The sequence below is a fragment of the Mycobacterium sp. NGS56 genome, from assembly GCF_059812425.1.
The window spans coordinates 49,253-74,480 of the sequence record NZ_JCALCQ010000015.1 but is presented as its reverse complement, the minus strand read 5'-3'; the positions used below and the strand labels follow the sequence as shown (position 1 = coordinate 74,480).

General features: G+C 68.3%; 22 protein-coding genes. 13 read left to right on the top strand and 9 right to left on the bottom strand.

The genetic code is table 11. The features are described from left to right. Window positions 1–79: 79 nt before the first annotated feature. The 3 genes from AC5Y4F_RS24170 to AC5Y4F_RS24160 are packed head-to-tail and all read left to right on the top strand — an operon-like array spanning window position 80 to window position 3,640. The gene (locus tag AC5Y4F_RS24170) at window positions 80–1,912 is read left to right on the top strand and encodes a hypothetical protein (protein WP_499999119.1); all 1,833 of its coding nucleotides are present in this window, start codon (window positions 80–82) and stop codon (window positions 1,910–1,912) included. Between the two features lie 4 nt (window positions 1,913–1,916). Continuing rightward, complete coding sequence (locus tag AC5Y4F_RS24165) at window positions 1,917–2,279, top strand: hypothetical protein (RefSeq protein WP_067933225.1); 363 nt, start codon at window positions 1,917–1,919, stop codon at window positions 2,277–2,279. Further along, window positions 2,276–3,640: a hypothetical protein gene (locus AC5Y4F_RS24160; RefSeq protein ID WP_067933228.1), complete on the top strand. Its 1,365-nt coding sequence runs from the start codon at window positions 2,276–2,278 to the stop codon at window positions 3,638–3,640. The genes AC5Y4F_RS24165 and AC5Y4F_RS24160 overlap by 4 nt, the downstream gene beginning before the upstream one ends. Here AC5Y4F_RS24160 and AC5Y4F_RS24155 read toward each other — a convergent pair. The 4 genes from AC5Y4F_RS24155 to AC5Y4F_RS24140 form a co-directional block, all read right to left on the bottom strand. Continuing rightward, entirely contained in the window at window positions 3,637–4,149 is a 513-nt protein-coding gene (locus AC5Y4F_RS24155; protein WP_067933230.1) for a 2'-5' RNA ligase family protein, read from the bottom strand. The genes AC5Y4F_RS24160 and AC5Y4F_RS24155 overlap by 4 nt on opposite strands. Continuing rightward, the gene (gene bioD / locus AC5Y4F_RS24150) at window positions 4,149–4,829 is read right to left on the bottom strand and encodes a dethiobiotin synthase (RefSeq protein WP_067933406.1); all 681 of its coding nucleotides are present in this window, start codon (window positions 4,827–4,829) and stop codon (window positions 4,149–4,151) included. Before bioD ends, AC5Y4F_RS24155 begins: the two co-directional genes overlap by 1 nt. A 9-nt stretch (window positions 4,830–4,838) precedes the next feature. Beyond that, window positions 4,839–5,984 (bottom strand): 8-amino-7-oxononanoate synthase, encoded by a 1,146-nt coding sequence (locus AC5Y4F_RS24145; RefSeq protein ID WP_499999115.1) that lies wholly within the window; start codon window positions 5,982–5,984, stop codon window positions 4,839–4,841. A 77-nt stretch (window positions 5,985–6,061) separates the two neighbouring features. Continuing rightward, window positions 6,062–7,372 carry an adenosylmethionine--8-amino-7-oxononanoate transaminase gene (locus AC5Y4F_RS24140; RefSeq protein ID WP_067933235.1) on the bottom strand — a complete coding sequence of 437 codons (1,311 nt, stop codon included), beginning with the start codon at window positions 7,370–7,372 and terminating at the stop codon, window positions 6,062–6,064. Window positions 7,373–7,434: 62 nt separating this feature from the next. Here AC5Y4F_RS24140 and AC5Y4F_RS24135 point away from each other — a divergent pair, with 62 nt between their 5' ends. The 7 genes from AC5Y4F_RS24135 (at window position 7,435) to AC5Y4F_RS24105 (ending at window position 17,853) form a co-directional block, all read left to right on the top strand. Then, window positions 7,435–7,911 (top strand): hypothetical protein, encoded by a 477-nt coding sequence (locus AC5Y4F_RS24135; protein WP_499999113.1) that lies wholly within the window; start codon window positions 7,435–7,437, stop codon window positions 7,909–7,911. 325 nt (window positions 7,912–8,236) lie between these two features. Beyond that, window positions 8,237–9,061: an NlpC/P60 family peptidoglycan-binding protein RipD gene (ripD, locus tag AC5Y4F_RS24130; protein WP_499999111.1), complete on the top strand. Its 825-nt coding sequence runs from the start codon at window positions 8,237–8,239 to the stop codon at window positions 9,059–9,061. A 100-nt stretch (window positions 9,062–9,161) separates the two neighbouring features. Next, a complete protein-coding gene (gene sucT, locus AC5Y4F_RS24125; RefSeq protein WP_499999109.1) occupies window positions 9,162–11,333 on the top strand; it encodes an acetyltransferase SucT in 2,172 nt (723 codons plus the stop codon). 62 nt (window positions 11,334–11,395) lie between these two features. Continuing rightward, window positions 11,396–13,597, top strand: a complete 2,202-nt coding sequence (gene glgX / locus AC5Y4F_RS24120) for a glycogen debranching protein GlgX (RefSeq protein ID WP_067933242.1) — start codon at window positions 11,396–11,398, stop codon at window positions 13,595–13,597. Between the two features lie 3 nt (window positions 13,598–13,600). Continuing rightward, window positions 13,601–15,901, top strand: coding sequence for a malto-oligosyltrehalose synthase (gene treY / locus AC5Y4F_RS24115; RefSeq protein WP_499999107.1), 2,301 nt, complete (start codon window positions 13,601–13,603; stop codon window positions 15,899–15,901). After that, window positions 15,894–17,624 carry a malto-oligosyltrehalose trehalohydrolase gene (treZ, locus tag AC5Y4F_RS24110; RefSeq protein ID WP_067933247.1) on the top strand — a complete coding sequence of 577 codons (1,731 nt, stop codon included), beginning with the start codon at window positions 15,894–15,896 and terminating at the stop codon, window positions 17,622–17,624. Before treY ends, treZ begins: the two co-directional genes overlap by 8 nt. A 55-nt stretch (window positions 17,625–17,679) precedes the next feature. Further along, window positions 17,680–17,853 carry a hypothetical protein gene (locus tag AC5Y4F_RS24105; RefSeq protein ID WP_197520524.1) on the top strand — a complete coding sequence of 58 codons (174 nt, stop codon included), beginning with the start codon at window positions 17,680–17,682 and terminating at the stop codon, window positions 17,851–17,853. Between the two features lie 7 nt (window positions 17,854–17,860). On the opposite strand, the gene AC5Y4F_RS24100 is transcribed toward AC5Y4F_RS24105, so the two are convergent. After that, a complete protein-coding gene (locus AC5Y4F_RS24100; RefSeq protein WP_067933248.1) occupies window positions 17,861–19,189 on the bottom strand; it encodes an aminotransferase class I/II-fold pyridoxal phosphate-dependent enzyme in 1,329 nt (442 codons plus the stop codon). Between the two features lie 40 nt (window positions 19,190–19,229). Here AC5Y4F_RS24100 and AC5Y4F_RS24095 point away from each other — a divergent pair, with 40 nt between their 5' ends. Further along, the gene (locus AC5Y4F_RS24095) at window positions 19,230–19,901 is read left to right on the top strand and encodes a pyridoxamine 5'-phosphate oxidase family protein (protein ID WP_067933250.1); all 672 of its coding nucleotides are present in this window, start codon (window positions 19,230–19,232) and stop codon (window positions 19,899–19,901) included. 13 nt (window positions 19,902–19,914) lie between these two features. Here AC5Y4F_RS24095 and AC5Y4F_RS24090 read toward each other — a convergent pair whose 3' ends face one another. The 4 genes from AC5Y4F_RS24090 to AC5Y4F_RS24075 all read right to left on the bottom strand — a co-directional run bounded on the left by AC5Y4F_RS24090 (window position 19,915) and on the right by AC5Y4F_RS24075 (window position 23,257). Then, window positions 19,915–20,832 (bottom strand): phosphatase PAP2 family protein, encoded by a 918-nt coding sequence (locus AC5Y4F_RS24090; RefSeq protein WP_499999103.1) that lies wholly within the window; start codon window positions 20,830–20,832, stop codon window positions 19,915–19,917. A gap of 16 nt (window positions 20,833–20,848) precedes the next feature. Further along, a complete protein-coding gene (gene ilvA / locus AC5Y4F_RS24085; RefSeq protein ID WP_067933255.1) occupies window positions 20,849–22,132 on the bottom strand; it encodes a threonine ammonia-lyase in 1,284 nt (427 codons plus the stop codon). Window positions 22,133–22,170: 38 nt separating this feature from the next. Beyond that, window positions 22,171–22,608: a nitroreductase family deazaflavin-dependent oxidoreductase gene (locus tag AC5Y4F_RS24080; RefSeq protein WP_499999101.1), complete on the bottom strand. Its 438-nt coding sequence runs from the start codon at window positions 22,606–22,608 to the stop codon at window positions 22,171–22,173. A 97-nt stretch (window positions 22,609–22,705) separates the two neighbouring features. Further along, window positions 22,706–23,257 carry a TetR/AcrR family transcriptional regulator gene (locus AC5Y4F_RS24075; protein ID WP_067933259.1) on the bottom strand — a complete coding sequence of 184 codons (552 nt, stop codon included), beginning with the start codon at window positions 23,255–23,257 and terminating at the stop codon, window positions 22,706–22,708. Window positions 23,258–23,354: 97 nt separating this feature from the next. Between AC5Y4F_RS24075 and AC5Y4F_RS24070 the strand changes: the two genes are divergently transcribed. Next, a complete protein-coding gene (locus AC5Y4F_RS24070) occupies window positions 23,355–23,762 on the top strand; it encodes a hypothetical protein (protein ID WP_499999096.1) in 408 nt (135 codons plus the stop codon). Then, on the top strand, window positions 23,759–25,228 hold the full coding sequence (locus AC5Y4F_RS24065) for an FAD-dependent oxidoreductase (protein ID WP_499999094.1): 1,470 nt from the start codon (window positions 23,759–23,761) through the stop codon (window positions 25,226–25,228). Before AC5Y4F_RS24070 ends, AC5Y4F_RS24065 begins: the two co-directional genes overlap by 4 nt.

Here is a 25,228-nt window from a genome sequence, read left to right as displayed (position 1 = left end):
ACGAACCTACTTGGCGGTAATAAGCGGTTGACGGAATCGGATCCTCCGGGGCAGCCCGGCGCGGTTGGGAGGCATGACGATGCGGTCGGATGAACTGACGATTGTTGCTGAGGCGCCTGCACGCGGTGCGGGGCTCAATCAGGTGATCGGGCTGTCGGTCGCCGCGGTGGTGATCACCCTGCTGTTGCTATGGGTGGGCTATGCCCATCGCACCCATCGCATTCAATGGTTGACCCGCGCGGCCGACGGAGTCGGCAATAAATTCCACCGGCCCGGCTGGGTTGCCCTGCCGGTTCTGGTGTTCACCACATCCATCATTTGCGCCCTGTTCGGTTTCATTTGGGACGTCAGCTGGCATATCGGTAACGGCCGCGACCCCGGACCGCTGGCCAACCCGGCGCACTACTTCATCATCATCGGATTGTTCGGAATCTTCCTCGGAGGAATGACGGCGGTCGTGCTGCCGTACGACCAGCCCGGTCCGGCGGCGGTGCGGATCACCCAAAACTGGCGCGCACCGGTGGGCGGTGTGCTGATGGCCGGTTGCGGGCTGTACGCGATGATCGGGTTCCCGCTCGACGACATCTGGCACCGCATCTTTGGCCAAGACGTAACACTTTGGGGCCCAACTCATTTGATGATGATCGGGGGCGCCTGCTTCTCCTTGTTCGCGGTGCTGATGCTGGAGCGCGAAGGTGAGGCCGAAGAAGGCGAAGACGTCTACCACGGAGTCTTCATCACCTTCCTGCGCTACCTGTCCTTCGGCGGGTTGTTCATCGGCTTGTCGGTCTATCAAATCGAGTTCGATTTCGGCGTCCCGCAGTTCCGCCTTGTGTTCCAACCCATGCTGATCGCGGGCGCGGCGGCCCTGGCGGCGGTCGCGGCGCGCACCACGATGGGGCGAGGCGCGGCTCTGATTGGTGCCGTTTTCGCCATTGCCCTGCGTGGTGGGGTCGCCTTGCTGGTCGGGCCGATACTGGGGGCCCCGATCAACTGGTTCCCGCTCTACCTCGGCCCCGCGCTGGTGGTCGAGCTGATCGCGCTGACTCCGGTTTTCAAGCGTCCCATCGTGTTTGGTGCCGTCGCCGGGCTGGGCGTGGGCACGGTCGGGCTCTGGCTGGAGTCGCTGTGGATCGCGGCGGTGTACCACTACCCCTGGCCGATCAGCATGTGGGGCGAGGCTCTGGCCATGGCCGTGCCGGTAGCGGTCCTGATGGGTATGTGCGGGGCCATGTTCGGCATGGTGCTGACCGGGCAGCGCCTCCCCGGGCGCGCCATCGGCATTTCGGTAATCGTGGTGACGGTGTTGGTGATCGGCGGCGCGGTGGCCAACGGCTTGCACATCGCGGTGCCAAGCAAGAACAACGCCACCATCACGTTGACCGATCTGCCCAGTGCACCGGGGCAGCGCATGGTGTCGGCCGACGTGCAACTGCTACCCGCCGATATGGTCAGCGACAATCCCGACTGGCTCACGATCCTGTCCTGGCAGGGGCGTATGAATAACGATCGCGGCCTGGTCATCGACCGGCTCGCCAAGGTCGGGCCGGGGCACTACCGCTCCACCCAGCCGGTTCCGGTGTGGGGCGATTGGAAGACTCTGCTCCGGGTCCAGGACGGCCGCATGATGACGGCCGTGCCGATCTGGGAACCGGCGGACGCCGCCATTCCGGCCCCCGAGGTCCCCGCGCTGGCATCGAGCACGCGGCCGTTCGTCCTGGAAGTCACCATCCTGCAGCGTGAACGCGACCAAAGCGCGCCGGCTTGGTTGTTCACCGCGGGCGGGATCGTGGTGCTGTTCCTGACGCTCATGGTGATCGCCGGATTGACCTGGGGCGCCGGCCGGCTCAACAACTCCCTCGCCGAGCCGGAACCGGCGGAAGACAAGCAGCCGATTCCGCGGGCGGCGTAGGGCCATGTCACTTCGAGGCACTCTCGTAGGGGCGTGCGCGGCGGCGCTGGTCTGTGGGCTGGTCGCATGCGGGGGCTCCACCAGTAAGTCTCCGGCCGCACCGCTGACGATCGACGTGACCATCGCCAACGGGCAGGTCACGCCGACCAACGCCACGCTGCAGGCCAAGGTGCATCAGCAAATCACCCTGCGGGTGACCAGCGACGTCACCGACGAGCTGCATGTGCATTCGACACCGGATCACAAGTTCCAGGTCGCGGCCGCACCCAACCAGACGTTCAATTTCGCCGTCGACGTTCCCGGCAATGTCGCGGTGGAGTTGCACCATCTGGACAGGACCATCGCAACCATCCAAGTGCAGTCGTGAGCTCCGCCGCCGCGGCGGTGGTGCTGGCGCACGGTCTCGGTGGGTCGGCTGACCTTCCGGTTCCCTACGCCTACGCGATGGTCGGGGCCGCCTGGGCACTGACCTTCACCTTCGCCCTGGTGGCGTTCGCGTGGCGGCGGCCGCGGTTCGATCCGCTCAAGCCGGGCCGACCCTTGCCGACGGCGCTGACGACGTTTGTCGACTCGCGGGTGACCCGGTACTCGGCGGCCGCGGTGGCCCTGGTGTTCGCCGCGTGGGCGGTGGCCGCCGGGGTGTGGGGTCCCGACTCGGACTCCAACGCGCTGCTCGGCGCCTTCTACGTGCTGCTGTGGGTCGGGCTGGTGGCTCTGTCGTTGGCCATCGGGCCGGTGTGGCGGGTGATCTCGCCGATGCGCTCGGTGTATTTGCTGCTGCGGCGCATCGCGCCGGAGCGGCTCGCCCGGCCGCGGCTGTCCTATCCCGAAGGCTGGGGCTATCGACCCGCCGCGGTGGGCCTATTCGCCTTTGTCTGGATGGAGCTGGCCAGCCCGAATCCCGCATCACTGCCGTGGGTCATGACGTGGATAGGCGGTTACGCCGTGCTGATGCTGGTCGGCGCTTGGCTGTGCGGGCAGCGCTGGCTGGCCCGCGCCGACCCGTTCGGCGTCTACAGCGTGGCCGTTTCGCGGCTCTCGGCATTTCGGCGCAGTCGGGAGACCGGGAAGGTCGTCATCGGGAACCCGCTCGACCATCTGCCGTCGTTGCCGGTGCGGCCGGGTGTCGTGGTACTGCTCGCGGTGCTGCTCGGCTCGACGGCGTTCGACAGTTTCGCGTCGTCGCCCACCTGGCGCGGCTTCTCCGACCAACTCACCCGCGAATTCGGCGCGCCCCCGTCATTGGCGTCGTCGGTGCTGCGCACGGTCGGATTGATCGTCTTCATCTGCGTTGTGGCAGTGACGTTTTCACTCGCGGCCCGTGCCGCCGGTGGGGTCACCGCGGAGCAGCGCCACGAATTGCCTGGCGAGATGGCGCATTCGCTGATTCCGATCGTGGTTGGCTACATCTTCGCGCACTATTTGTCCTACCTGGTCGAGCGTGGACAGCAGGCGGTGTTCGCGCTGGCCGATCCGTTCGGCCGCGGTTGGAATCTGCTCGGGCTGGCGCATTTGCACGTGGCCTACGTCTTGTCCATGCATCCGCCGGTGCTGGCCGCGGTCAAGGTGACCTGCGTGGTCACCGGGCACATCGTCGCGGTGATCGCGGCCCACGATAAAGCGCTGCGCCTGCTGCCCGCCGGCCATCAGCTCACCGGACAGCTGACGATGATGCTGGTCATGGTCGGCTACACCTTCACCGGTTTGTATTTGCTCTTCGGGGGCTAACCGCCGATCAGGCGCTCGAGCTTCGTGTTGCCATCCCAGCGGCGCAACGCCGCGAAGCTGCCGTCGATCTGGGTCGGCCGGGCCGCGATGCGCAACGCCCGCCCCAGCTGCGCGCCGCCGACCCGGCGCACCAGGGTCACGTGCGCGGTCCATTGACCGGGCAGGCTGTTTGGCATCGGAGCGGGCTTCAGGTGCGGCGCGCAGACCCGATGCACCTGGGCGTGCAGGGCCAGCAGCTCGCCGGTGGGCACCACCAGCCGCGCGAAAACCGCGCTGGCGCGGCCGAATAACACCGGCGCACCGATGAGGCAGCGCAGCGGCAGCTGTTCGCTCACCGGGCGCAGCAGCTCGTCAACGTCCGCCTCGATGGCTTCGGCCACGGCCAGCGTCACGTGTGGCCGGCTGGCCGGTGCCTGACTGGGAATTCCGGCCGTGGCCAACACTTCCCAGATGTGCCTGATGGCCACCTCGGTGTCGCGGTCGAAGACCAGCTCGATGGAGTGGACCATCAGGCCACCAGCGAGGTGACCCAGTCGCGGTCGAACGCCTGGGCGCACAGCGTCGCGAACTCGGCGGCGTCCAACGACGCCGCCCCTTCCGGCAGCGCTGCGCGCACGGCGGCCAGCCGGGCCAGCGCCGACCGGTTCGTCGTCTCCACTACCCCGGGCCGGCGCGGCCAGCTGCCGATGACCAGTCCCGCGCAGCAAAGGTTCTGCGCGGCAATCGATTCCAGGGTCAGCGCGGTGTGGTTGAGCGTGCCCAGCGACGGGCTGACGACGACCAGCACCGCGGCACCCAGCGCGACGGCGAGATCGCGTGCGGTGACGCCGTTTTCACCGAGCTCGACCAACAGCCCCCCGGCGCCCTCCACCAATGTCAGTCGGCCCGGCCGGTCCAGCTCCCCGATGAGCGCCAGCAGCTGCTCGCCGGTCGGCAACGGCATTCCGGCCGCCTCGGCGGCGGCCGCCGGCGCCAGCGGCCGCGGATACCGGCCGAACCCGGCCAGCTCGCTCACCCCCGACAGCCGGGCCACCTCGGCGAGGTCATCGTCCCCGGCGTCGGTGCCGGTCTGGACCGGTTTGCACACCGCGACGTCGAGGCCGGCCTGACGGGCGTGACAGGCCAGCGCCGCGGTGGCGACCGTCTTGCCTACTCCCGTGTCGGTGCCGGTGACGACCAGGACCGTCACCGGCACGCCTCAGCCATGCTTGGCGAGCACATCGGTCAGCACACGGCGCGCGACCTCGAGCTCGGCGTCGTCCAGCGACGCGCGCGCGGTCAGCCGCAGGCGCGACGTCCCGACGGGCACCGTCGGGGGCCGGAAGCAGCCCACCCGTACGCCGGCATCCAGGCAGGCCCCCGCCGCGGCCACCGCCACGTCGGGGTCGCCCAGGATCACCGACACCACCGCCGACTGCGGCGCGGCGAGCACGCCGCAGGCCTCGCCCAAAATGGCGGCGTGGCGCAGCACCGCGGCCGGTCGCCAGGGCTCGGACCGCAGCACCGCCAGCGCGGCCCGCGCGGCGCCCACCGCCGCCGGGGCCAGGCCGGTGTCGAAGATGAACGTGCGCGCGGCGTCGATGAGATGGGCGCGCACCGACGCCGGCCCGAGCACCGCGCCGCCCTGACTGCCCAGCGCCTTGGACAGCGTGGTGGTCATGACCACGTCGGGCGCACCGGCCAGCCCGGCCTCGTGCAGCAGCCCGCGCCCGCCGCCGCGCACCCCGAGACCGTGCGCCTCGTCGACGATGAGCAGGGCGCGGTGGCGGCGGCACGCCTCGTGCAATTCCCGCAGCGGCGCCAGTGCGCCGTCGGTGGAGAACACCGATTCGGTGATGACGACCGCGCGCTCCTCGTCGCGCGCCTGCAGCGCCGCTTCCACGGCGCCGACGTCACGATGCGGGGTCACCGCAACCCGCGCGCGAGACAGTCGGCAGGCATCCACCAGCGACGCATGCGAATAGTCATCGGAGACCAGCAGCGAACCTCGGCCCGAGAGCCCGACCACGGCGCCCAGGTTGGCCGCGTAGCCGGAGGAGAACAGCAGTCCGGATGCGGCGCCGACGTAGTCGGCCAGCTCGGCCTCGAACTGCTGGTGCAACTCGGTGTCACCGGTGACCAGCCGGGACCCGGTCGCCCCCGCACCCCACATGCGCAGCGCGGCGACCCCGCCATCGATCACGTCGGGGTGTTGCGAGAGCCCGAGGTAGTCATTGGAGGCCAGGTCCAGCTCGGTGGCGACGGCGGGACGCGGCCGCAGCGAGCGGCGGAGCCCGGCCTCGCGGCGCTGCCGTTCCACCGCCTCCAGCCAGGCCAGCGGGGAAACCTCGATCGGTGCCTTCATCGGCGTTCAGCCTAGTGGCGGTCGCCAGCGCGGCGGAGCCGGGCGCTAAGGTACCTCCCGCTTGCGGGGGCGGGCCGTCATCGCCGGCCAACGAGGCGGGCGACCTGCACCATCGCCGAGGTGATCTGGGCGATCTGGTGGGGCGTGCAGATGTAGGGCGGCATCGCGTAGACGAGGTTGCGAAAGGGGCGCAGCCAGACACCGTTGTCCAGCGCCGCCGGGGTGGCGACGGCCAGGTCGACCGGGCGCTCGCATTCGATGACGCCGATCGCACCGCGCACCCGTACGTCGCTCACGCCGGGCAGCGCCCGGGCCGGCTCGAGGCCGGCCGCCAGGCCGGCGCCGATCTCGTTCACCCGCTTGCGCCAGTCCTGCCCGAGCAGCACCTCGACGCTGGCCACCGACACCGCGCAGGCCAGCGCGTTCGCCATGAACGTGGGGCCGTGCATCAACGCTCCGGCCTCGCCGCCGCTGATGGTGTGGGCGATGTCGGTCGTGCACAGGGTGGCAGCCAGGCTCAGATATCCACCGGTCAGCGCCTTGCCGACGCACATGATGTCCGGGCTTACCCCGGCGTGGTCGGCGGCGAAAAGCTCGCCGGTGCGCCCGAAGCCGGTGGCGATCTCGTCGAAAATCAGCAGCACCTCGTGTCGGCGGCAGATGTCGCGCAGGTCGCGCAGGTATTGCGGGTCGTGGAAGCGCATGCCGCCGGCGCCCTGCACCACGGGCTCGACGACGACGGCGGCGAGCTCGGTGCAGTGGCGGACCAGTTGCTCCTCGAACGCCGCGCTGTAGCCGGCGTCGTAGTGCCGCGGCACCTGCGGAGCGAACACCTGTTTGGCCAGGATGTCGGTCCACAGCGAGTGCATGCCGCCGTCGGGGTCGCAGACGCTCATCGGGGTGAAGGTGTCGCCGTGGTAGCCGCCGCGCCAGGTCATCAGCCGGTGCTTGCCCGGCCGGTCGCGGCTGCGCCAGTACTGCAGCGCCATCTTGACCGCCACCTCCACCGACACCGATCCGGAGTCGCTGAAGAACACCGTGTCCAGTCCCGCTGGGGTGATGTCGACCAGCAGCTGGGCCAGACGCGCCGCGGGCTCGTGGGTCAGCCCGCCGAACATGACGTGATTCATCGTGCCGAGCTGGGCGGACAGTGCCGCATCCAGCGCAGGGTGGCCGTGGCCGTGGATCGCGGTCCACCAGGAGCTCATGGCGTCGAGCGCCTCGATGGCGGTGCCGTCGCGAATCAGCGTGAGCCAGGCGCCGCGGGCGCCCACCGCCACCACCGGGGCGACGGCTTCGGCGCCGATGGTGCTGTAGGGATGCCACAGGTGCGCGGTGTCGATCGCGCTGATCTGCTCGGGCGTCAGCCCGGCGTTCGCCGCGGGCATAGTGATCGAGGGTAAAGCAGCCGATTCGCGCAAAACCGGGACGTCGGGAAGCATGAGACAGCATGGCCATGCCGCAGCAGCCCAACAGCGCAGCGCCCGGACCCGCGGACGGGTCCACGCCGGGGCCCGGCTGGTCGAGGGACATCGACGACCCGCTGCTCGAGTACGACGACGAAGCGCCCCGGGTGCTTCGCGTGCGGGTGGCGCCCTGGGACATCGCGTGCACCGTCGCACTGCTGGTCCTGCTCGCGGTGCTGGCCACGGCGACGACCTGGCCGACGCGACTATTCGGCTTCTTGGCGAACGTCTGCGAGGACGAGACGTGCGGGCCGGTTCCCTATGGGCTCGACCTGTACATCCACCCGGTGGTGTGGGGCGGGATCGGCGCGGCCATAGCCGCAGCGGTCATCGGGCCGGTCGTTTCCCTGCTGAAAGGCTGGTACATGTCCTTCTGGCCGGTGCTGGCGCTGGCGCTGGTCATGGTCAGTTCGATAGCCGGATCGCTGCTGACCGTGTTCAGCCAACGCTACTGGCTCTGATCGCCCGCTAATCCGCCGGCGGCGACTTGGGGATTGGTCGCCAATTGAGACCGAAATCACAACTGCGCATAGGGGATTGGGCGCGCCCGTCACCGTCCGGTCACGGTACGACAAAAATCCCGCGTGGACCTGGCGGTTAACATCATTTGTTGTCAAAGTTGCTTGTGTGACTGATGTGAATACGGCGGCCTGACCGCCGATTCACTTCGCAAGTGCCATGGACCGAGTCCGTCCCCAGCGCGGGGGCACGGGTTGGTTCATGAACCGGGGGCGGACGCGCGAAGTCACCGCGCCGAGCTCATTGAGCGCCTGAGAGGCCAGAAAAATGAAACGCATCTACGCCTTCGCGATCGGCTTGGCCCTGCTCGGGGCGCCGATGGTGGTTCCCGCCATCGCGACCGCCGACCCGGGCGCCAGGTCGATGGACTACCAGCAGGCCACGGACGTGGTGATCGCTCGCGGTCTGTCGCAGCGCGGTGTGCCGTTCTCCTGGGCCGGTGGCGGCATCAACGGCCCCACCCGCGGCACCGGCACCGGCATCAACACCGTCGGTTTCGACGCCTCCGGCCTGATGCAGTACGCGTACGCCGGCGCCGGCATCAAGCTGCCGCGGTCGTCCGGCGCGATCTACCGGGTCGGCCAGAAGATCTTGCCGCAGCAAGCCCGCAAGGGTGACCTGATCTTCTATGGGCCCGAGGGCACGCAGAGCGTCGCGATGTATCTGGGCAACAACCAGATGCTCGAGGTCGGCGACGTCGTGCAGGTCTCGCCGGTGCGGGCCAACGGCATGACGCCGTACATGGTGCGGGTGCTCGGTGCGTCCGCGCCGGTGCCCCAGGCGCCGGCGCAGCAGGCGCCGCAGCAACTGCCCGCCCAGCCGGCCCCGCAGCAGCCGCCCACCCAGCAGGCCCCGCTGCAGCAGTCGCCATACCAGCAAACGCCACAGCAGCTGCCCACCCAGCAGGCACCGCTACAGCAAGCACCAGCTCAGCAAGCACCGCTGCAGCAGTCGCCATACCAGCAAACGCCACAGCAGCTGCCCACCCAGCAGGCACCAGCTCAGCAGGCACCGCTGCAGCAAGCTCCCGTGCAGCAGCTGCCGACCCAGCAGTCGCCGTTGCAGCCGACGGGCGCCGGCATCGGCAGGTAATTTCCCGGTCGAGTCGCAGCCGTCCGACGCCCGCCACCTGCTCCCCCCGCCCGTGCTGTCGGGAGCCGGTGGCGGGTCTTCGGTAAATTGACTATCGATCATGCAGACTCCGCCACCGTCTCCTGCGCCGGACGCCATCGTCGATCCGCGGGCCACGGGGGTGCACAAGGCGGGGTCAGAGAGGTTCTATCGCTACGACCTCGACGGCTTGCGCGGCATCGCGATCGCGCTGGTCGCCGTCTTCCACATCTGGTTCGGCCGGGTCTCCGGCGGAGTGGACGTGTTCTTGGCGCTGTCCGGGTTCTTCTTCGGCGGCAAGGTCATTCGCGCCGCGCTGAACCCGGCTGTGCAACTGTCGCCGGTGTCCGAGGTGATCCGGCTGGCCCGGCGCCTTCTTCCCGCCCTCGTCGTGGTGCTGGCCGGATGCGCGGTGCTGACCATCCTGGTTCAACCGGAGACCCGCTGGGAGACGTTCGCCGATCAAAGCCTAGCCAGCCTCGGCTACTACCAGAACTGGGAGCTGGCCAACACCGCATCCGATTACCTGCGGGCGGGCGAAGCCGTCAGCCCCTTGCAGCACATTTGGTCGATGTCGGTGCAGGGCCAGTTCTACGTCAGCTTCCTGCTGTTGATCGCCGGCCTGGCCTACCTGTTCCGGCGCCGGTTGGGCGCCCGGTTACGCACCGTGTTCTTGGCGGTGCTGACCGCGTTGACGGTCGCGTCGTTCGGCTACGCGATCGTCGCGCACCAGCAGGACCAGACGGCCGCCTACTACAACAGCTTCGCGCGAGGCTGGGAGCTGCTACTGGGCGCGCTGGTTGGCGCGCTGGTCACCCGCGTCCGCTGGCCGATGTGGTTGCGGACGGCGTTGGCGACGGTTGCGCTGGGCGCGGTGCTGTCCTGCGGGGCGCTGATCGACGGCGTGCACGAATTCCCCGGCCCGTGGGCCCTGGTACCGGTCGGCGCCGCCATGCTGCTCATCCTCGTCGGGGCCAACCTGCAAGGCGGAAGCGGAACGGGTGGCGGGCTGCCGCTGCCGAATCGGCTGCTGGCCACGCGCCCGCTGGTCGAGTTGGGAGCCATGGCGTATGCGCTGTACCTGTGGCACTGGCCGCTGCTCATCTTCTGGCTGTCCTACAGCGGACACAAACACGCCGGCTTCCTCGAAGGCACGGTGCTGCTGCTGGTGTCCGGTGTGCTGGCGTATCTGACCAACCGGCTCGTTGAAGACCCGCTGCGTTACCGCGCCTCCGCGAAGCCCGCTGCGCCGGCGCCGACCATTCCCTGGCCGACGCGGCTGGCCCGGCCGACGATGGCGCTGGGATCGGCCATCGTGCTACTTGGCGTGACGCTGACCGCGACCTCCTTCACCTGGCGCCAGCACGTCACGGTCTTGCGGTCGGCCGGCAAGGAGCTCAGCGTCCTCAACCCGCAGGACTATCCCGGCGCCCGAGCCCTCACCGAACACGTGCGCGTCCCCGCGTTGCCCATGCGGCCCACGGTCTTAGAGGTCAAACAGGACCTGCCCGTTTCGACCCGCGACGGGTGCATCAGCGACTTCGTCAACCCCGCGGTGGTCACCTGCACCTACGGTGATGTGGCCGCCAACCGGACCATCGCGCTGGCGGGTGGGTCACATGCCGAGCACTGGCTGCCCGCGCTGGACATCCTGGGCAAGCTGCACCGCTTCAAGGTGGTCACCTACCTCAAGATGGGCTGCCCGCTGTCGACCGAGCAGGTCCCGCTGATCATGGGCAACAACGCCCCCTACCCCCAGTGCCGGGAATGGGTGCAACGAACGATGACCAAACTGGTCACCGACCGGCCCGACTACGTCTTCACCACCACCACCCGGCCATGGAACATCAAGACCGGCGATGTGATGCCTGCCACCTATATCGGGATCTGGCAAACCTTGTCCGACAACAACATTCCGATTCTCGGCATGCGAGACACGCCGTGGCTGGTCAAAAACGGTCAACCGTTCGACCCGGCGGACTGCCTGGCCAAACGCGGCGGCACCGCCCAGTCTTGTGCGATCAAGCGCTCCGACATGCTCTCCGACCGCAACCAGACGCTCGACTTCGTCACGCAGTTCCCGCAGCTCAAGGTGCTCGACATGACGGACGCGATCTGCCGCACCGACGTGTGCCGCCCGGTCGAGGGAAATATCTTGATCTATCACGGCGCCCACCACCTGTCCCCTACCTACGTACGGACCATGGCCCCCGAATTGGGCCGCCAGATCGCCGAGGCCACCGGCTGGTGGTGACGCGCCCTACTCCCCGGCCTCCAGCGCGCGTGAACGCAACGGGGCGCGGATAGGGTCAAAGGGTGTCAACCAACAGTCCCGCTTCAGAACCAGGCGGTAACCACCAACCCAAACTCGCCACCGTGTGGCCGGGCAACCCGTATCCGCTCGGGGCCTCCTACGACGGCGCGGGAACCAATTTTTCGTTGTTCTCCGAAATCGCCGAGAAGGTCGAGTTGTGCCTGATCGACCATCACGGCAGCGAGTCGCGGATTCCCTTGGAAGAGGTGGACGGATTCGTCTGGCACGCCTATCTGCCGAACATCAACCCCGGCCAGCGCTACGGCTTTCGCGTCTATGGCCCGTTCGACCCGCCAGCCGGTCACCGCTGTGATCCCAGCAAGCTGTTGCTCGACCCGTACGGCAAGGCTTTTCACGGCGACTTCACTTTCGGCCAGGCGCTGTTTTCCTACGACATGAAGGCGGTCGACCCAGACGGGCCCAACGCCGATGGAGCCGACCCGGGCATTCCCCCCATGGTCGATTCGCTGGGCCACACGATGACCAGCGTGGTGAGCAACCCGTTCTTCGATTGGGGATCCGACCGCGCACCGCTCACCCCATATCACGAGACCGTCATTTACGAGGCCCACGTCAAGGGCATGACCCAGACCCATCCCAGCATCCCCGAGGAACTCCGGGGCACCTACGCGGGCCTGGCCCACCCGGCCGTCATCGACCACCTCAAGTCGCTGCGGGTCACGGCCATCGAGCTCATGCCGGTGCACCAGTTCATGCACGACTCGCGCCTGCTGGACCTGGGTCTGCGAAACTACTGGGGCTACAACACTTTCGGATATTTCGCCCCGCACAATCAGTACGCGGCCAACCGCACGTCCAGCGTCGCCGAGTTCAAATCCATGGTGCGCAGCTTCCACGAAGCCGGCATCGAGGTGATCCTCGACGTGGTCTACAACCACACCGCCGAGGGCAACCACCTCGGACCGACCATCAATTTCCGGGGCATCGACAACGCCGCGTACTACCGGCTCGTCGACACCGACTTGCGGCTGTACAAGGACTACACCGGCACCGGCAACAGCCTGAATGCGCGCCACCCGCACGTGCTGCAGCTGATCATGGACTCGCTGCGCTACTGGGTGACCGAGATGCACGTGGACGGTTTCCGCTTCGACCTGGCCGCCACGCTGGCCCGCGAACTGCACGACGTAGATCGCCTGAGCGCGTTCTTCGATCTGGTTCAGCAGGATCCGATCGTCAGCCAGGTCAAATTGATCGCCGAACCGTGGGACGTCGGCGAGGGTGGCTACCAAGTCGGAAATTTCCCGGGTTTGTGGACCGAGTGGAATGGGAAGTATCGCGATACTGTGCGCGACTACTGGCGGGGCGAGCCCGCAACACTGGGCGAGTTCGCTTCCCGGCTGACCGGGTCGTCGGACCTCTACGAGGCGACCGGTCGCCGTCCCAGCGCCAGCATCAACTTCGTCACCGCACACGACGGATTCACGCTGGCCGACCTGGTGTCCTACAACGAGAAACACAACATGGCCAACGGGGAGGACAACCGGGACGGAGAGAGCCACAACCGATCGTGGAACTGTGGCGTCGAAGGACCCACCGACGATCCCGACATCACCGAGTTACGCTGCCGCCAGATGCGCAACTTCTGGGCGACCCTGATGCTCAGCCAGGGAACACCGATGATCGCCCACGGCGACGAGTTCGGGCGCACCCAAAACGGCAACAACAACGTGTACTGCCAGGACTCCGAATTGTCCTGGATGGATTGGTCTTTGGTCGACAAGAATGCCGACCTGCTGGCATTCGCCCGCAAGGTGAGTACGCTGCGCAAGCGCCATCCGGTGTTTCGCCGGCGGCGGTTTTTTGAGGGCGAACCGATCCGCAGCGGCGACGAAGTGCGCGACATCGCCTGGATGACGCCGGCCGGGGCGGAGATGACGCACGAGGATTGGGGTGAGAGCTTCCACAAGTGCGTGGCGGTGTTTCTCAACGGCGAGGCCATCACCGCCCCCGACGCCCGCGGCGAACGGGTGGTCGATGACTCGTTCCTGTTGTGTTTCAACGCGAGTGAAGATCCGGTGGAGTTCGTGATGCCGAACAGCGACTATGCGAAAGAGTGGACCGTGGAACTCGACACCAACGAACCCGCCGGCCGGAAAGAAGGGGCCGATCAGCCGGTGACCGCCGAGGAGAAGGTGTCGCTTCCCTCGCGCTCATTGTTGGTATTGCGTAAGACGCAGTGACGCATGGCTTTACCCGTCGTCTCCACCTACCGGCTCCAACTTCGTGGTGAATCGAGTGGCTTCGCGTTCACCTTCGCAGACGCGGAAAACCTGCTCGACTACCTGAGCGACCTCGGGGTGTCGCACCTGTACCTGTCTCCGATCATGACCGCGACCACGGGGTCCAGCCATGGCTACGACGTCACCGACCCCACGACGGTGTCACCCGAGCTCGGCGGCTCCGACGGCCTGGCGCGGTTGTCGGCGGCGGCCAGGACGCGCGGCATGGGGCTGATCGTCGACATCGTGCCCAATCATGTGGGCATCGATCAGCCGCAGCAGAACCCGTGGTGGTGGGATGTCCTGCGGAACGGGCGTTCTTCGGCCTACGCAACGTATTTCGATATCGACTGGGACCTCGATGACGACGGCCGCATCGTGCTGCCGGTGCTGGGTTCCGACGACGACACGGCCGACCTCACGGTCGACGGGGACCTGTTGCGCCTGGGCGACCTGGCGTTTCCGATCGCGCCCGGTACCGCGGTGGGCGGCGGGCCCGAGGTGCACGATCGCCAGCACTACCGGCTGGTGGGCTGGCGCAACGGCGTGTGCGGCTACCGGCGCTTCTTCTCGATCACCTCGCTGGCCGGGCTGCGTCAGGAGGATCGCGCGGTCTTCGACGCCACCCACGCCGAGGTCGGCCGGTGGTTCGCGGAGGGGTTGGTCGACGGCATTCGCATCGACCACCCCGATGGTCTGTCCGACCCGTGCGGGTATCTGGCGTGGCTGCGCGAACTGACCGGCCCGAAAGCCTGGATCGTGATCGAGAAGATCCTGGCCGTCGACGAGGCACTGGAGCCCACCCTGCCCGTGGGCGGCACCACCGGCTATGACGTGCTGCGTGAAATCGGCGGCGTTCTGGTCGATCCCAACGGCGCGCCTGCGCTGACCGCGCTGGTGGAATCCGCCGGCGTCGACTACTCCGCGATGCCGGACATGCTGGCGAAACTGAAAATCCATTCGGCCACCGACACGCTGGCCAGTGAGCTGCGCCGCCTGCGCCGCAGCATCGTGGCGACCGCAGGCGCCGACCACCCGCAGCTGCCCGAGGCGGTGGCAGCGCTGCTCAGCCACATCGAGGTCTATCGCAGCGACTACCCCGGCCTGGTCGCGCTGTTGCCCACCGCACTGGCCGAAACCGAGGCGGCCGCGCCACAATTCGGCCCGGCGCTGCAGGTGCTGGCCGCGGCGCTGGCCCGCGGCGGGGAACCCGCCACCCGACTGCAGCAGCTCTGCGGCGCGGTCACCGCCAAGGCAGTCGAGGACTGCTTGTTCTACCGCGACGCCCGGCTGGTTTCGCTGAACGAGGTGGGCGGCGAACCACAGCGCTTCGGTGTCGGTGCGGCCGAATTTCATCACAGCGCCGCCACCCGCGCCCGGCTGTGGCCGCAGACCATGACGACGCTGACCACCCATGACACCAAGCGCGGCGAGGACGTGCGGGCCCGCATTTCGGTGCTGTCACAGGTGCCCTCGCTGTGGACCGAATTCCTCGCCCGCTGGGAGATCGGCGCGCCCTCCCCCGATCCGGCGACGGGACAATTCCTGTGGCAGAACATCTTCGGCGTATGGCCCGTCAACGGCGAGGTCACCGCCGCGCTGCGGGAACGGCTGCACGGCTACACCGAGAAGGCCATCCGGGAAGCGGCCTGGCATACCTCGTGGAATGACCCGGACGCCGAATTCGAGGGCGCGGTGCATCAATGGCTGGACACCGTGCTCGACGGCCCGGTGGCCGGCCAACTGACCGAGCTCGTCGCCCAACTCAATCCGCACGCCGCCAGCGATGCGCTGGCCCAGAAGCTGCTGGCGTTGACCGTGCCCGGGATTCCGGACGTGTATCAGGGCACCGAGCTGTGGGACGACAGCCTGGTCGACCCGGACAACCGCCGCGCCGTCGACTATGCCGCCCGCCGCGCCGCCCTACAAGACCTGCAGCATCCGAAGATCCGGGTCGTCACCACCGCGCTACGCGTGCGCCGTCAACATCCGGACACCTTCCTGCACGGCGACTACGTCCCGCTACTCGCCAACGGCGACGCCAGCGATCACGTCCTAGCCTTCCGCCGCGGCGAGGACATCGTGGTGGCGGTGACCCGCTGGACCGCCCGACTGGCCGAAACCGGCTGGGGGAACACGGTTTTACCGCTGCCGGATGGGACCTGGAAGGACGCCCTTACCGGGGTGATCGCCGACGGTCCGACGTCGACCGGCCAATTGTTCGCCGACCTGCCCGTTGTTCTGCTGGAGCGCCACCATGACTGAATTCCGGGTCTGGGCGCCCAAACCCGCGCAGGTTCAACTCGACGTCGAGGGCCAGGTGCACGCCATGAAACGTTCGGCCGGCGGCTGGTGGCACACGACCGTGGATACCGCGGCGGATGCCCGCTACGGCTACCTGCTCGACGACGATCCCACCGTGCTGCCCGACCCGCGCTCACCGCGGCAGCCCGAGGGAGTGCACGCGCGCTCGCAATTGTGGGATCCGGTCGCCGCGGCGTGGACCGACAGCGGGTGGGCCGGCCGCTCGGTCGAAGGCGCGGTGATCTACGAGCTGCACCTGGGCACGTTCACCGAGGCCGGAACCTTCGACGGCGCCATCGAGAAGCTGGACTATCTGGTCGATCTCGGCATCGACTTCGTTGAGCTGATGCCAGTGAACTCCTTCGCCGGCACCCATGGTTGGGGATACGACGGTGTGCTGTGGTACAGCGTGCACGAGCCCTACGGCGGCCCCGACGGGCTGGTGCGCTTCGTCGACGCCTGCCACGCCAAGGGTTTGGGAGTGCTGATCGACGCGGTCTTCAATCACCTCGGCCCCTCGGGCAACTACCTGCCGCGCTACGGGCCCTACCTGTCGTCGGCCAGCAACCCGTGGGGCGAGGGCATCAACATCGCCGACGCCGATTCCGACGAGGTGCGCCGCTACATCATCGGGTGCGCGCTGCGCTGGATGCGCGACTTCCACGCCGACGGGTTGCGGCTGGACGCCGTCCACGCCTTGGTGGACACCACCGCGATCCACATCCTCGAAGAGCTTGCTACCGAAACGGACTGGCTGGCAAAGCAGTTGAGGCGTCCGCTGTCATTGATCGCCGAGAGCGACCTGAACGACCCGCGGTTGATCACCCCGCGCGACCGTGGCGGCTACGGCCTGACCGGCCAATGGGCCGACGACATTCATCACGCCATCCACACTGCGGTGTCCGGCGAACGCCAGGGCTATTACGACGACTTCGGCAGCGTGGCCACCCTGGCGCAGACGCTGCGCCAGGGTTTCTTCCACGCCGCCACCTATTCGTCGTTCCGGCGTCGCCGCCATGGGCGGCCGCTGGATACCAGTGAGGAATCCGGGATCCCGGCGACCCGGCTGGTCGCTTACACCTGCACGCACGATCAGGTCGGCAACCGCGCCCTGGGAGATCGTCCGTCGCAGAACCTGACCGCTGGCCAGCTGGCGGTCAAAGCCGCGCTGGCGCTCGGATCCCCCTACACCGCCATGCTTTTCATGGGTGAGGAATACGGGGCCTCGACGCCGTTCCAGTTCTTCAGCTCGCACCCCGAACCGGAGCTGGCCCGCGCCACCGCCGAAGGACGCAAGGCCGAGTTCGCCGAACACGGCTGGGACGCCGACGAGATCCCCGACCCGCAGGACCCTCAGACGTTCGCCCGCTCGAAACTGGACTGGACCGAGGTCGGCACGGGCGAGCACGCCCGGCTACACCGCCTGTATCGGGACCTGATCGCGTTGCGGCGCAGCCACCCCGACATGGCCGACTCCTGGCTGGACCACCTGACGGTCGACTACAACGAGGACGAGCGCTGGATCATCGTGCGTCGGGGCCGGTTGCGCATCACGTGCAACCTGGGCGGCGAGCAGGTCAGGATCCCGGTCGGCGGTGATGTCGTCCTTGCTTGGGACGAGCCAACCGTCGACGCGGACAGCACTGTGCTACAAGGTCATTCGTTCGCCATCCTGTCAACCTGAGCGGACTGTGGATAACTGACTGGCGGCCGGCCGGCCCACGCCCGATGATGTCGCCATGAGTCCATCTGAATTCCGTCCCCGACGGATCTGCCTGCGCAAGCCAAGCCACCGCGCCCCGAACACGGCGTCGGACCGGCGCACCGTGCGCCACGACATCGCGCCTTCTGCCGGCGGCGAGCCGTTATGGAGCGGTCCCCGCCCCGGTGCCAGCGACGACGAGGGCGCTTGAGTCGCGGCTACACGATCGCGCGGCCGGCGGGATGCACCGCTCGTGCCACCGCGTCGGCGAGCGGATCGATCTCATCGAGGGTCAGATCCGAGATCGTGATGCGGATGCCCGCCGGCGTGGTCATCCGGAACCGGCTGCCCGGCGCGGCCGCCCAGCCCGCGCCGAGCAGCCGGGAAATTGCGACCGCCTCGTCGGGAACGGGCACCCACACGTTGAGCCCGGAACGCCCGTGCGCCGATAGGCCGCGCTCGCCCAAGGCGCTGCACAGCCGTTGACGGCTGGCGGCGTAATGCCGTTCGGCCGTCGCGACCAGCACCGCCGCCGCCTGATCGGACCACAAGTCGGCGGCGAGCCGCTGCAGGAAATGGCTGACCCAGCCAGGCCCAAGCCGCAACCGGCCATGCACCCGCTCGACGGTACGGTGGTCGCCGGCCAGGACGGCCACCCGCAGATCGGGGCCGTACGCCTTGGAAGCCGAGCGGACGAACGCCCAGTGCGCGGTGCAGCCGGCCAAGGCGTGCAGCGGTACACCGGCGATGCCCGCGCAGTGGTCGTCTTCGACCAACAGCAGGTCGCCCGCCCGCTGTGTCAACAGCTCACGCAACGACTCGGCACGATCCGCCGAAAGCGCAGCGCCCGTTGGGTTTTGCGCGCGGTTGGTGAGCACGACAGCGCGCACCCCGCTCCGCAAGGCCCGGGCCAGGTCGTCGGTCAGCGGACCGTCGTCGTCGACCCGCACCGGCTCGGCCGAAAGCCCCAGTGCGGCAAGGAGATCGAAGAGGTTGGCCCAGCCCGGATCCTCCACGGCGACGCGATCGCCGGGGCGTAGATGCGCGGTGAGCGCGCGTTCGATGCCGTCCAGTGCACCGCTGGTCACGGCCAGGCGATCTGCGGGGACCCCATCCGCGGCCAGCGCGTGCCGGGCGAACTCCTCCAGCCTCGGCGAGACGGCTTGCTCGCCGTAGAGCACCACCCGACCGGCGCCCGAACCGGCCGGCGAGGCGCCCGCGATGGGTAACAGCTCCGGGTTCGGGTTGCCGGTCGACAGGTCGCGCACGCCCGCGGGCACGTCCAGGCCGAGCAGTGAGCGCGGAGTCGTCGCCGGGCGGCGGCGCACGCGGGTGCCGCGCCGGCCGGCGGTCTCGACGGCGCCGCGATGACGCAGCAGGCGGTAGGCCGCGGCGGCGGTGTTGGCGTTCACGCCGAGCCGGGCGGCCAGCTCGCGAACCGGCGGGAGCGCGTCACCGGGCGCCAGGGCGCCGGCCGAGATCGCCGCTTCGATGCTGCCGGCTATGGATTCCGCGCCGCTTCCCGTTATGCTGCTTTGTACTGGCACGCAATGAATTATGTACTAGGACAATGTAGAGGGCAATTTCGTGGAGACCGGATATCAGCCGACGGCACGCACTACCCCCACCCGGTACCGCGAGCGCGCCCACTACGACCGCCGCACCATTCACGCCATCCTCGACGAGGCGCTGATCTGCCATGTGGGCTACTCGAGCGGGCAGCGGCCAGTGGTCTTGCCCACGACGCATGCCCGGTTCGGTGAAACGCTCTACCTGCACGGTTCGACTGGCAGCGGCCCGTTGCTGGCGGCCAAGGCGGCCAACCGAGCGGGGGTGGGTCTGCCCGTCTGCGTCACCGCCACCCTGGTCGACGGCCTGGTGCTGGCCCGGTCCGCGATGCACCATTCGCTGAATTTCCGTTCCGTGGTCGTGGTGGGCGATGCGCGCATCGTCGACGATCCGGCGGAGAAGTCGCAGGCGTTGCACTGCCTGCTGGACCACATCGCGCCGGGGCGCGCCGACGATTGCAGGTCCCCCAATGCCCGCGAGCTCGCAGCGACCGGGGTGCTCGCCCTCGACCTCGTCGAGGTGTCGGCGAAGGTGCGGAACGGCCCCCCGGCCGACGATCCCCAGGACGTTGCGCTGGCTCACTGGGCGGGCGTGGTGCCGCTGAGCCTGGCCGCCGGAACACCGGTGCCGGCCGACGACCTCAACCCCGGCACTTCGGTGCCGCCATACCTCAGCCACCGCCGCCCCTGAGCAGCCGGGTTGCTCACGCGTCCGGCTGCCGGGGGCCGACCCGGCCGCGCGCCCGCCTGGTGTTATCCCACCAGAATCCGGCGAGGATGACGGCGCCGGCCCAGGCCATGCCCAGCAGCCAGCCGGAGACCACGTCGCTGACGTAGTGGACTCCCAGATACACGCGGGAGAACCCGATCACGTACACCGCACCGATTGCCGCGGTCCAAACCATCACGCGCCCGCTCCACCAGGAGATCAGCCAGCGCGCCAGCATCCACGCAGTGATGAACATGATCGCGGCGGTACCGGTCGCGTGTCCGGACGGAAACGAATACCCGTCCGCGTCGACCAGGGCGAAAGGCAAAGGCGGGCGCTCGCGACCTACCAAGGCTTTGGCGGTGAAGAGCACCAGTGGAACGCCACCGCCACCAACGAGAGCGAGCACCACGGGCCGCCACGACCTGCACCGCCAGGCCGCGGCAACGGAGATTGGCAAGGCAAGGGCGGCCAGCAAGAGCGGACCGCCTGCGAGGGTGACCACCCGCAGGACGGTGGTCAGCCACAGGTCGCGGTGGGCCGCAAGCCACGAAGTTATCGGCCGGTCGAATCCGGCGATGCCGTCGCCCTCGAGCACGTCGTCGAGCACTTCGGTGAAACCGACCGCCAATGACACGACCACGACCAGCCCGAGCAGCAATGCGACGCTGGCGAGTTCGCTCGTGGGCAGCCGATCGGTCAGCGCCCGCCCCTTCTCGCCGATGCGCCGCCGCACCCATGCCGTGGTCTTGTTGATCGCGGCAACTTCGGAAATCCGCTGCCCGAGTCCCAGTAATCGCGGCCCCCGCCGAGCAACCCAAATCGCCGCCCACACAAGCAGTACGAGCGAACCTACGACGAAGGCGCTAACCAGCCCGAAACCGCCGGCACCGGGTCCGAACGGCTGCTGCATGTTCGCCGCCCGCGGGCTAGAAGAGCAGGTAGCGGTAGGCGGGTGAGCCGGGTTTCAAGGTCTCGACGTGCAACTCCGTGGCGCGCATCCGTGCCAGCAGGCCGTCCAGGTCGGCGGAAGATCCCAATTGGATGCCGACCAGCGCCTCGCCGGTCTCCCGGTTGTTGCGCTTGACGTACTCGAACAAGGTGATGTCGTCGTTCGGCCCGAGCACCGTGTCGAGGAAGCGGCGCAGCGCGCCGGGCTCCTGCGGGAAGTCGACCAGGAAATAGTGCTTGAGGCCGAGGTGGACCAGCGAGCGCTCGAGCACTTCGCCGTAACGCGACACATCGTTGTTGCCGCCCGAAACCAGGCAGACCACCGTCGAACCGGGCTCGATGTCGGCGTCCAGCAATCCGGCGACCGACAGCGCGCCCGCGGGCTCGGCGATGATGCCCTCGTTCTGATAGAGGTCGAGCATCGCGGTGCACACCGCGCCCTCGTCCACCGCGGTGATCGACACCATGTCACCGGCGGCCGCAAGCGCGGCGTAGGTCAGGTCTCCGGCGCGCCGCACCGCGGCGCCGTCGACGAACTGGTCGACGTTGTCCAGCGTCACCGGCTCCCCCGCCGCCAGCGCGGCCATCATCGCCGCGGCGCCGGCCGGCTCGACGCCCAGCACCGACGTGTTATCGGTCCGCTCGGCCAGATACGTGGTGATGCCGGCAATGCAGCCACCACCGCCCACCGGCACGACCACCAGATCCGGCTCACCGTCGAGCTGGTCGAGCAATTCCGCCGCGATCGTGCCCTGGCCCGCGATGGTGCGCAGATCGTCATAGGGCGGTACCAGGATGGCGCCGGTGCTTTCCACGTCGGTCAGCGCCGCCTCGGCGGCGAGGTCGTAGGTGGCGCCACCCACGATCAGGTCGATGAAGTCGCCACCGTGGTAGCGGATCCGGTCGCGCTTCTGCATGGGCGTCTTGGCCGGCACATAGACGCGGCCGTGCACCTGCAACATCCGGCACGCGTAGGCGAAGCCCTGGGCGTGGTTACCCGCCGACGAGCACACCACGCCCGCGGCCAGCTCCGCCTCGGACAGCTGGACCAGCAGGTTGTAAGCGCCGCGCAGCTTGTAGGAGCGCACGATCTGCAGGTCCTCGCGCTTGAGGTAGACCTGCGCGCCGGTGATCGCCGACAATCGGTCGCTGAACTCCAGCGGGGTCGGCGTGACGACCGCGGCGATCCGCTTGGCCGCGCCGTCGATCTCAGCCGCGGACAACGGCGAGACGCTCGGGTGATGGCTCAATTCGGCGGACACTGGTCAATGGTGCCACGACAGACTGCCAACTCCGGAATTCAGTCGACCGGGGTCAGGACGAACACCGGGATCTGGCGGTCGGTCTTGGTCTGATATTCGGCGTATTCCGGCCACGCCTCGACGGCTCGCTCCCACCAGGTCGCCTTCTCATCGCCGAAGACCTCGCGGGCGTCGTAATCGCGGGTCACCGGGCCATCCTGCAGCTCGACGCGGGGGTTCTTCTTGATGTTGTGGTACCAGACCGGGTGCTTCGGCGCCCCACCAAGGGAGGCGACCACCGCGTACTGGCCGTCGTGCTCGACGCGCATCAGGGGCGTCCTGCGGAGTTTGCCGGTCTTGGCGCCGACGGTGGTCAGCAGAATGATCGGCTTGCCCTTCATGTCGGCGGCTTCGGTTCCCCCCGACTCGGCGTACTTGTCGGCTTGCTCGCGAGACCAATCCCATGGGCTCGGCAGGTACTCCCCTTGTAGCGGCATGCCGTCAACTCTAGGCGCGCGATTTTCGCGGTCGCGCCGCTTTGCCGCATTGGCTTGCCCGCCCCAGCGATCACCAGCCAGTTGTCGCGGCCGGCCTTCACGGCGCCGAGCCGGTGAGGTAGTGGGCGAGCACCGGGCGTAGCCATTCGGTCAGTGTCGCGTCATCCATCGCGACCAGCGCGGGCACGCCGACGACGTTGCGCGCCATGGCGATTCCCAACACCTGCGATCCCACCATCGCGGTCCGCTCGGCGGCCCGGTCGGGAGTGATGGTGGTCAGGGCCGGGGCCACCTTTTCGACGAACACTTCCAGTAGCGCGTCGGCGGCGGCCCGGTTGGTTGCCGCCGCGCGCAGCAGCGGCAGGAAAGATCCGGCCGGATCCCACACCCGGACGAGAAACGGCACCAGCACGTCGGCGATGCGCTCCGGGGCGAGACCGGTGAGGTCGGGAAAGGTGATATCGAGCCGCGAGACCGCGGCGAACAAGCCGGCCTTATTGCCGAAGTAGTGCATCACGAGCGCGGGATCGACGCCGGCCTCCGCCGCGATCGAACGGATGGTGGTCCGCTCGAAGCCGTGGGTGGAGAACAAGTTACGTGCCGCACTGAGGATCGTCGCGCGGGTGACTTTGCCGTCGCGGGGGGGCATCCCGAAATTCTAGTTCAACAACTGTTGACATCGCTACCAGCCGGGGCTTACGTTGATTTCAACAGTTGTTGAAATGGTGTCGTCGAGGAGGTCCGACATGACCGTGACCGTCATCCAGATCGGGCTCGACCCCGACCTGATCGACTACTCGTCACCGGAGTTCGCCCAGTTCGCAGGCCTGTCGAAGGATGTACTACGGGCCGCCAACGACGAGAACGTCGTGGGATTGCGCGCCGCGGGATACCGGGTCGACAACTGCCTGATCGACTTCGGCGCCGCCGGCGCCGAGAAGGCCGGCGAGTGGCTGCGCGCCAAGCGCTATGACGCTGTACTGATCGGGGCCGGAATTCGCCTGGTCGCCGGCAACACGCTGCTGTTCGAGTCGATCGTCAACATCGCGCACGCCACCCGGCCCGGCTGCCGTTTCGTCTTCAACCAGGCAGCGCAAGCCACGCCCGGCGACATCCGTCGCTGGTACCCCGACCCGCAGGGAGCGATCCGATGAGTACAACCGCTGTTCGCGATGTCGACGTCCTGGTGGTGGGAGCCGGCCCCACGGGCCTGACCGCCGCCGGGGACCTGGCCCGCGCCGGACGGTCGGTTACCGTCCTGGAGCGCTGGTCCGCCGAAAACCCGACCAGCCGCGCGTTCGCCGTCATGCCCCGCACGCTGGAGCTCCTCGACGCGCGGGACGCCGCCGACGAACTGCTGGCCCTCGGCTCGCGCGGACCGGACGTGACACTGTTCGCCAAGGCCCGCCTCGACCTGACCCGCCTCGATTCGGCCTACCCGTTCGTCTTGATCACCCCGCAGACCAACGTCGATACGGCACTGCACCGCTACGCGATGGCCGAAGGGGCCGACATCCGGCGCGGCGTCGAGGTGGTCGCGCTCGAGCAGGATGCCGCCGGCGTCACCGTCACCGCCCGGCCCAAGGATGACGACGATCCCGCACACCGGCAGGCGTGGCGAGCCCGGTACGTGATCGGCGCTGATGGCGCGCATAGCACGGTCCGAACGCTGCTGGGCGTCGAGTTTCCCGGCAAGACGGTGCTGACCTCGCTCATGTTGGCCGACGTCAAGCTGGCCCAGGGCCCGTCGGCCGGCGGGTTGGTGGTGGGCACCACCGGCGACGTGCTGGGGTTCTTGGCCCCGTATAACCGCCACGACGAGGACGGCTCGTGGTACCGGGCCCTGGTATGGGACCGCGGCCATCAGCTGCCCGACAGCGCGCCCGTCGACGACGACGAGATCATCGACGTGCTGGGTCGCGCCATGCGGACCGACTACGGTGTGATCGAGATCGGCTGGAAATCGCGATTCCATTGCGACGAAAGGCAAGTCGCGCAGTACCGGCACAGACGGGTGTTTTTGGCCGGCGACGCCGCGCACGTGCACTCCCCCATGGGCGGCCAGGGCATGAACACCGGGATCCAGGACGCCGCAAACCTCGCCTGGAAGCTCGACGCCGTGCTCGACGGCGCCGACGACGGACTGCTGGACACCTACCAGGACGAACGCCACCCGATCGGCAAGCGGGTGCTGTTGCAGTCCGGGATGATCGCGCGTGGCGCGACGCTGCATCGGCGACCCGCGATCTGGTTACGTAATCTGCTGGCTACCAACCTCCTTCGGATATCCGCGGTGCAGGACTTCGTCGCGGGCAGCTTCGCGGGCACGACGTTGCGTTACGGCCGGCGCGGCCTGGTCGGCACCCGTGCGGCCACGATTCCCCTCGTCGAGGGACGGCTGACGCACCTGCAGCGCGGCGGCGGCTACGTCTTCATCCGCGAATACGGCGCCGCCCCGGTCGAGACACCCGGAACGCTGCAGGCCGAGCGGGCCGACCGCGGGCCGGCGGTGCTGGTGCGCCCAGACGGGTACATCGCCTGGGCCGGCGCGTCGGCACAGGCGCCCGACGCGGTCACGAAGATCGCGGCGGGAACGGCAGTTGCCTTGCCCGCACGGTGA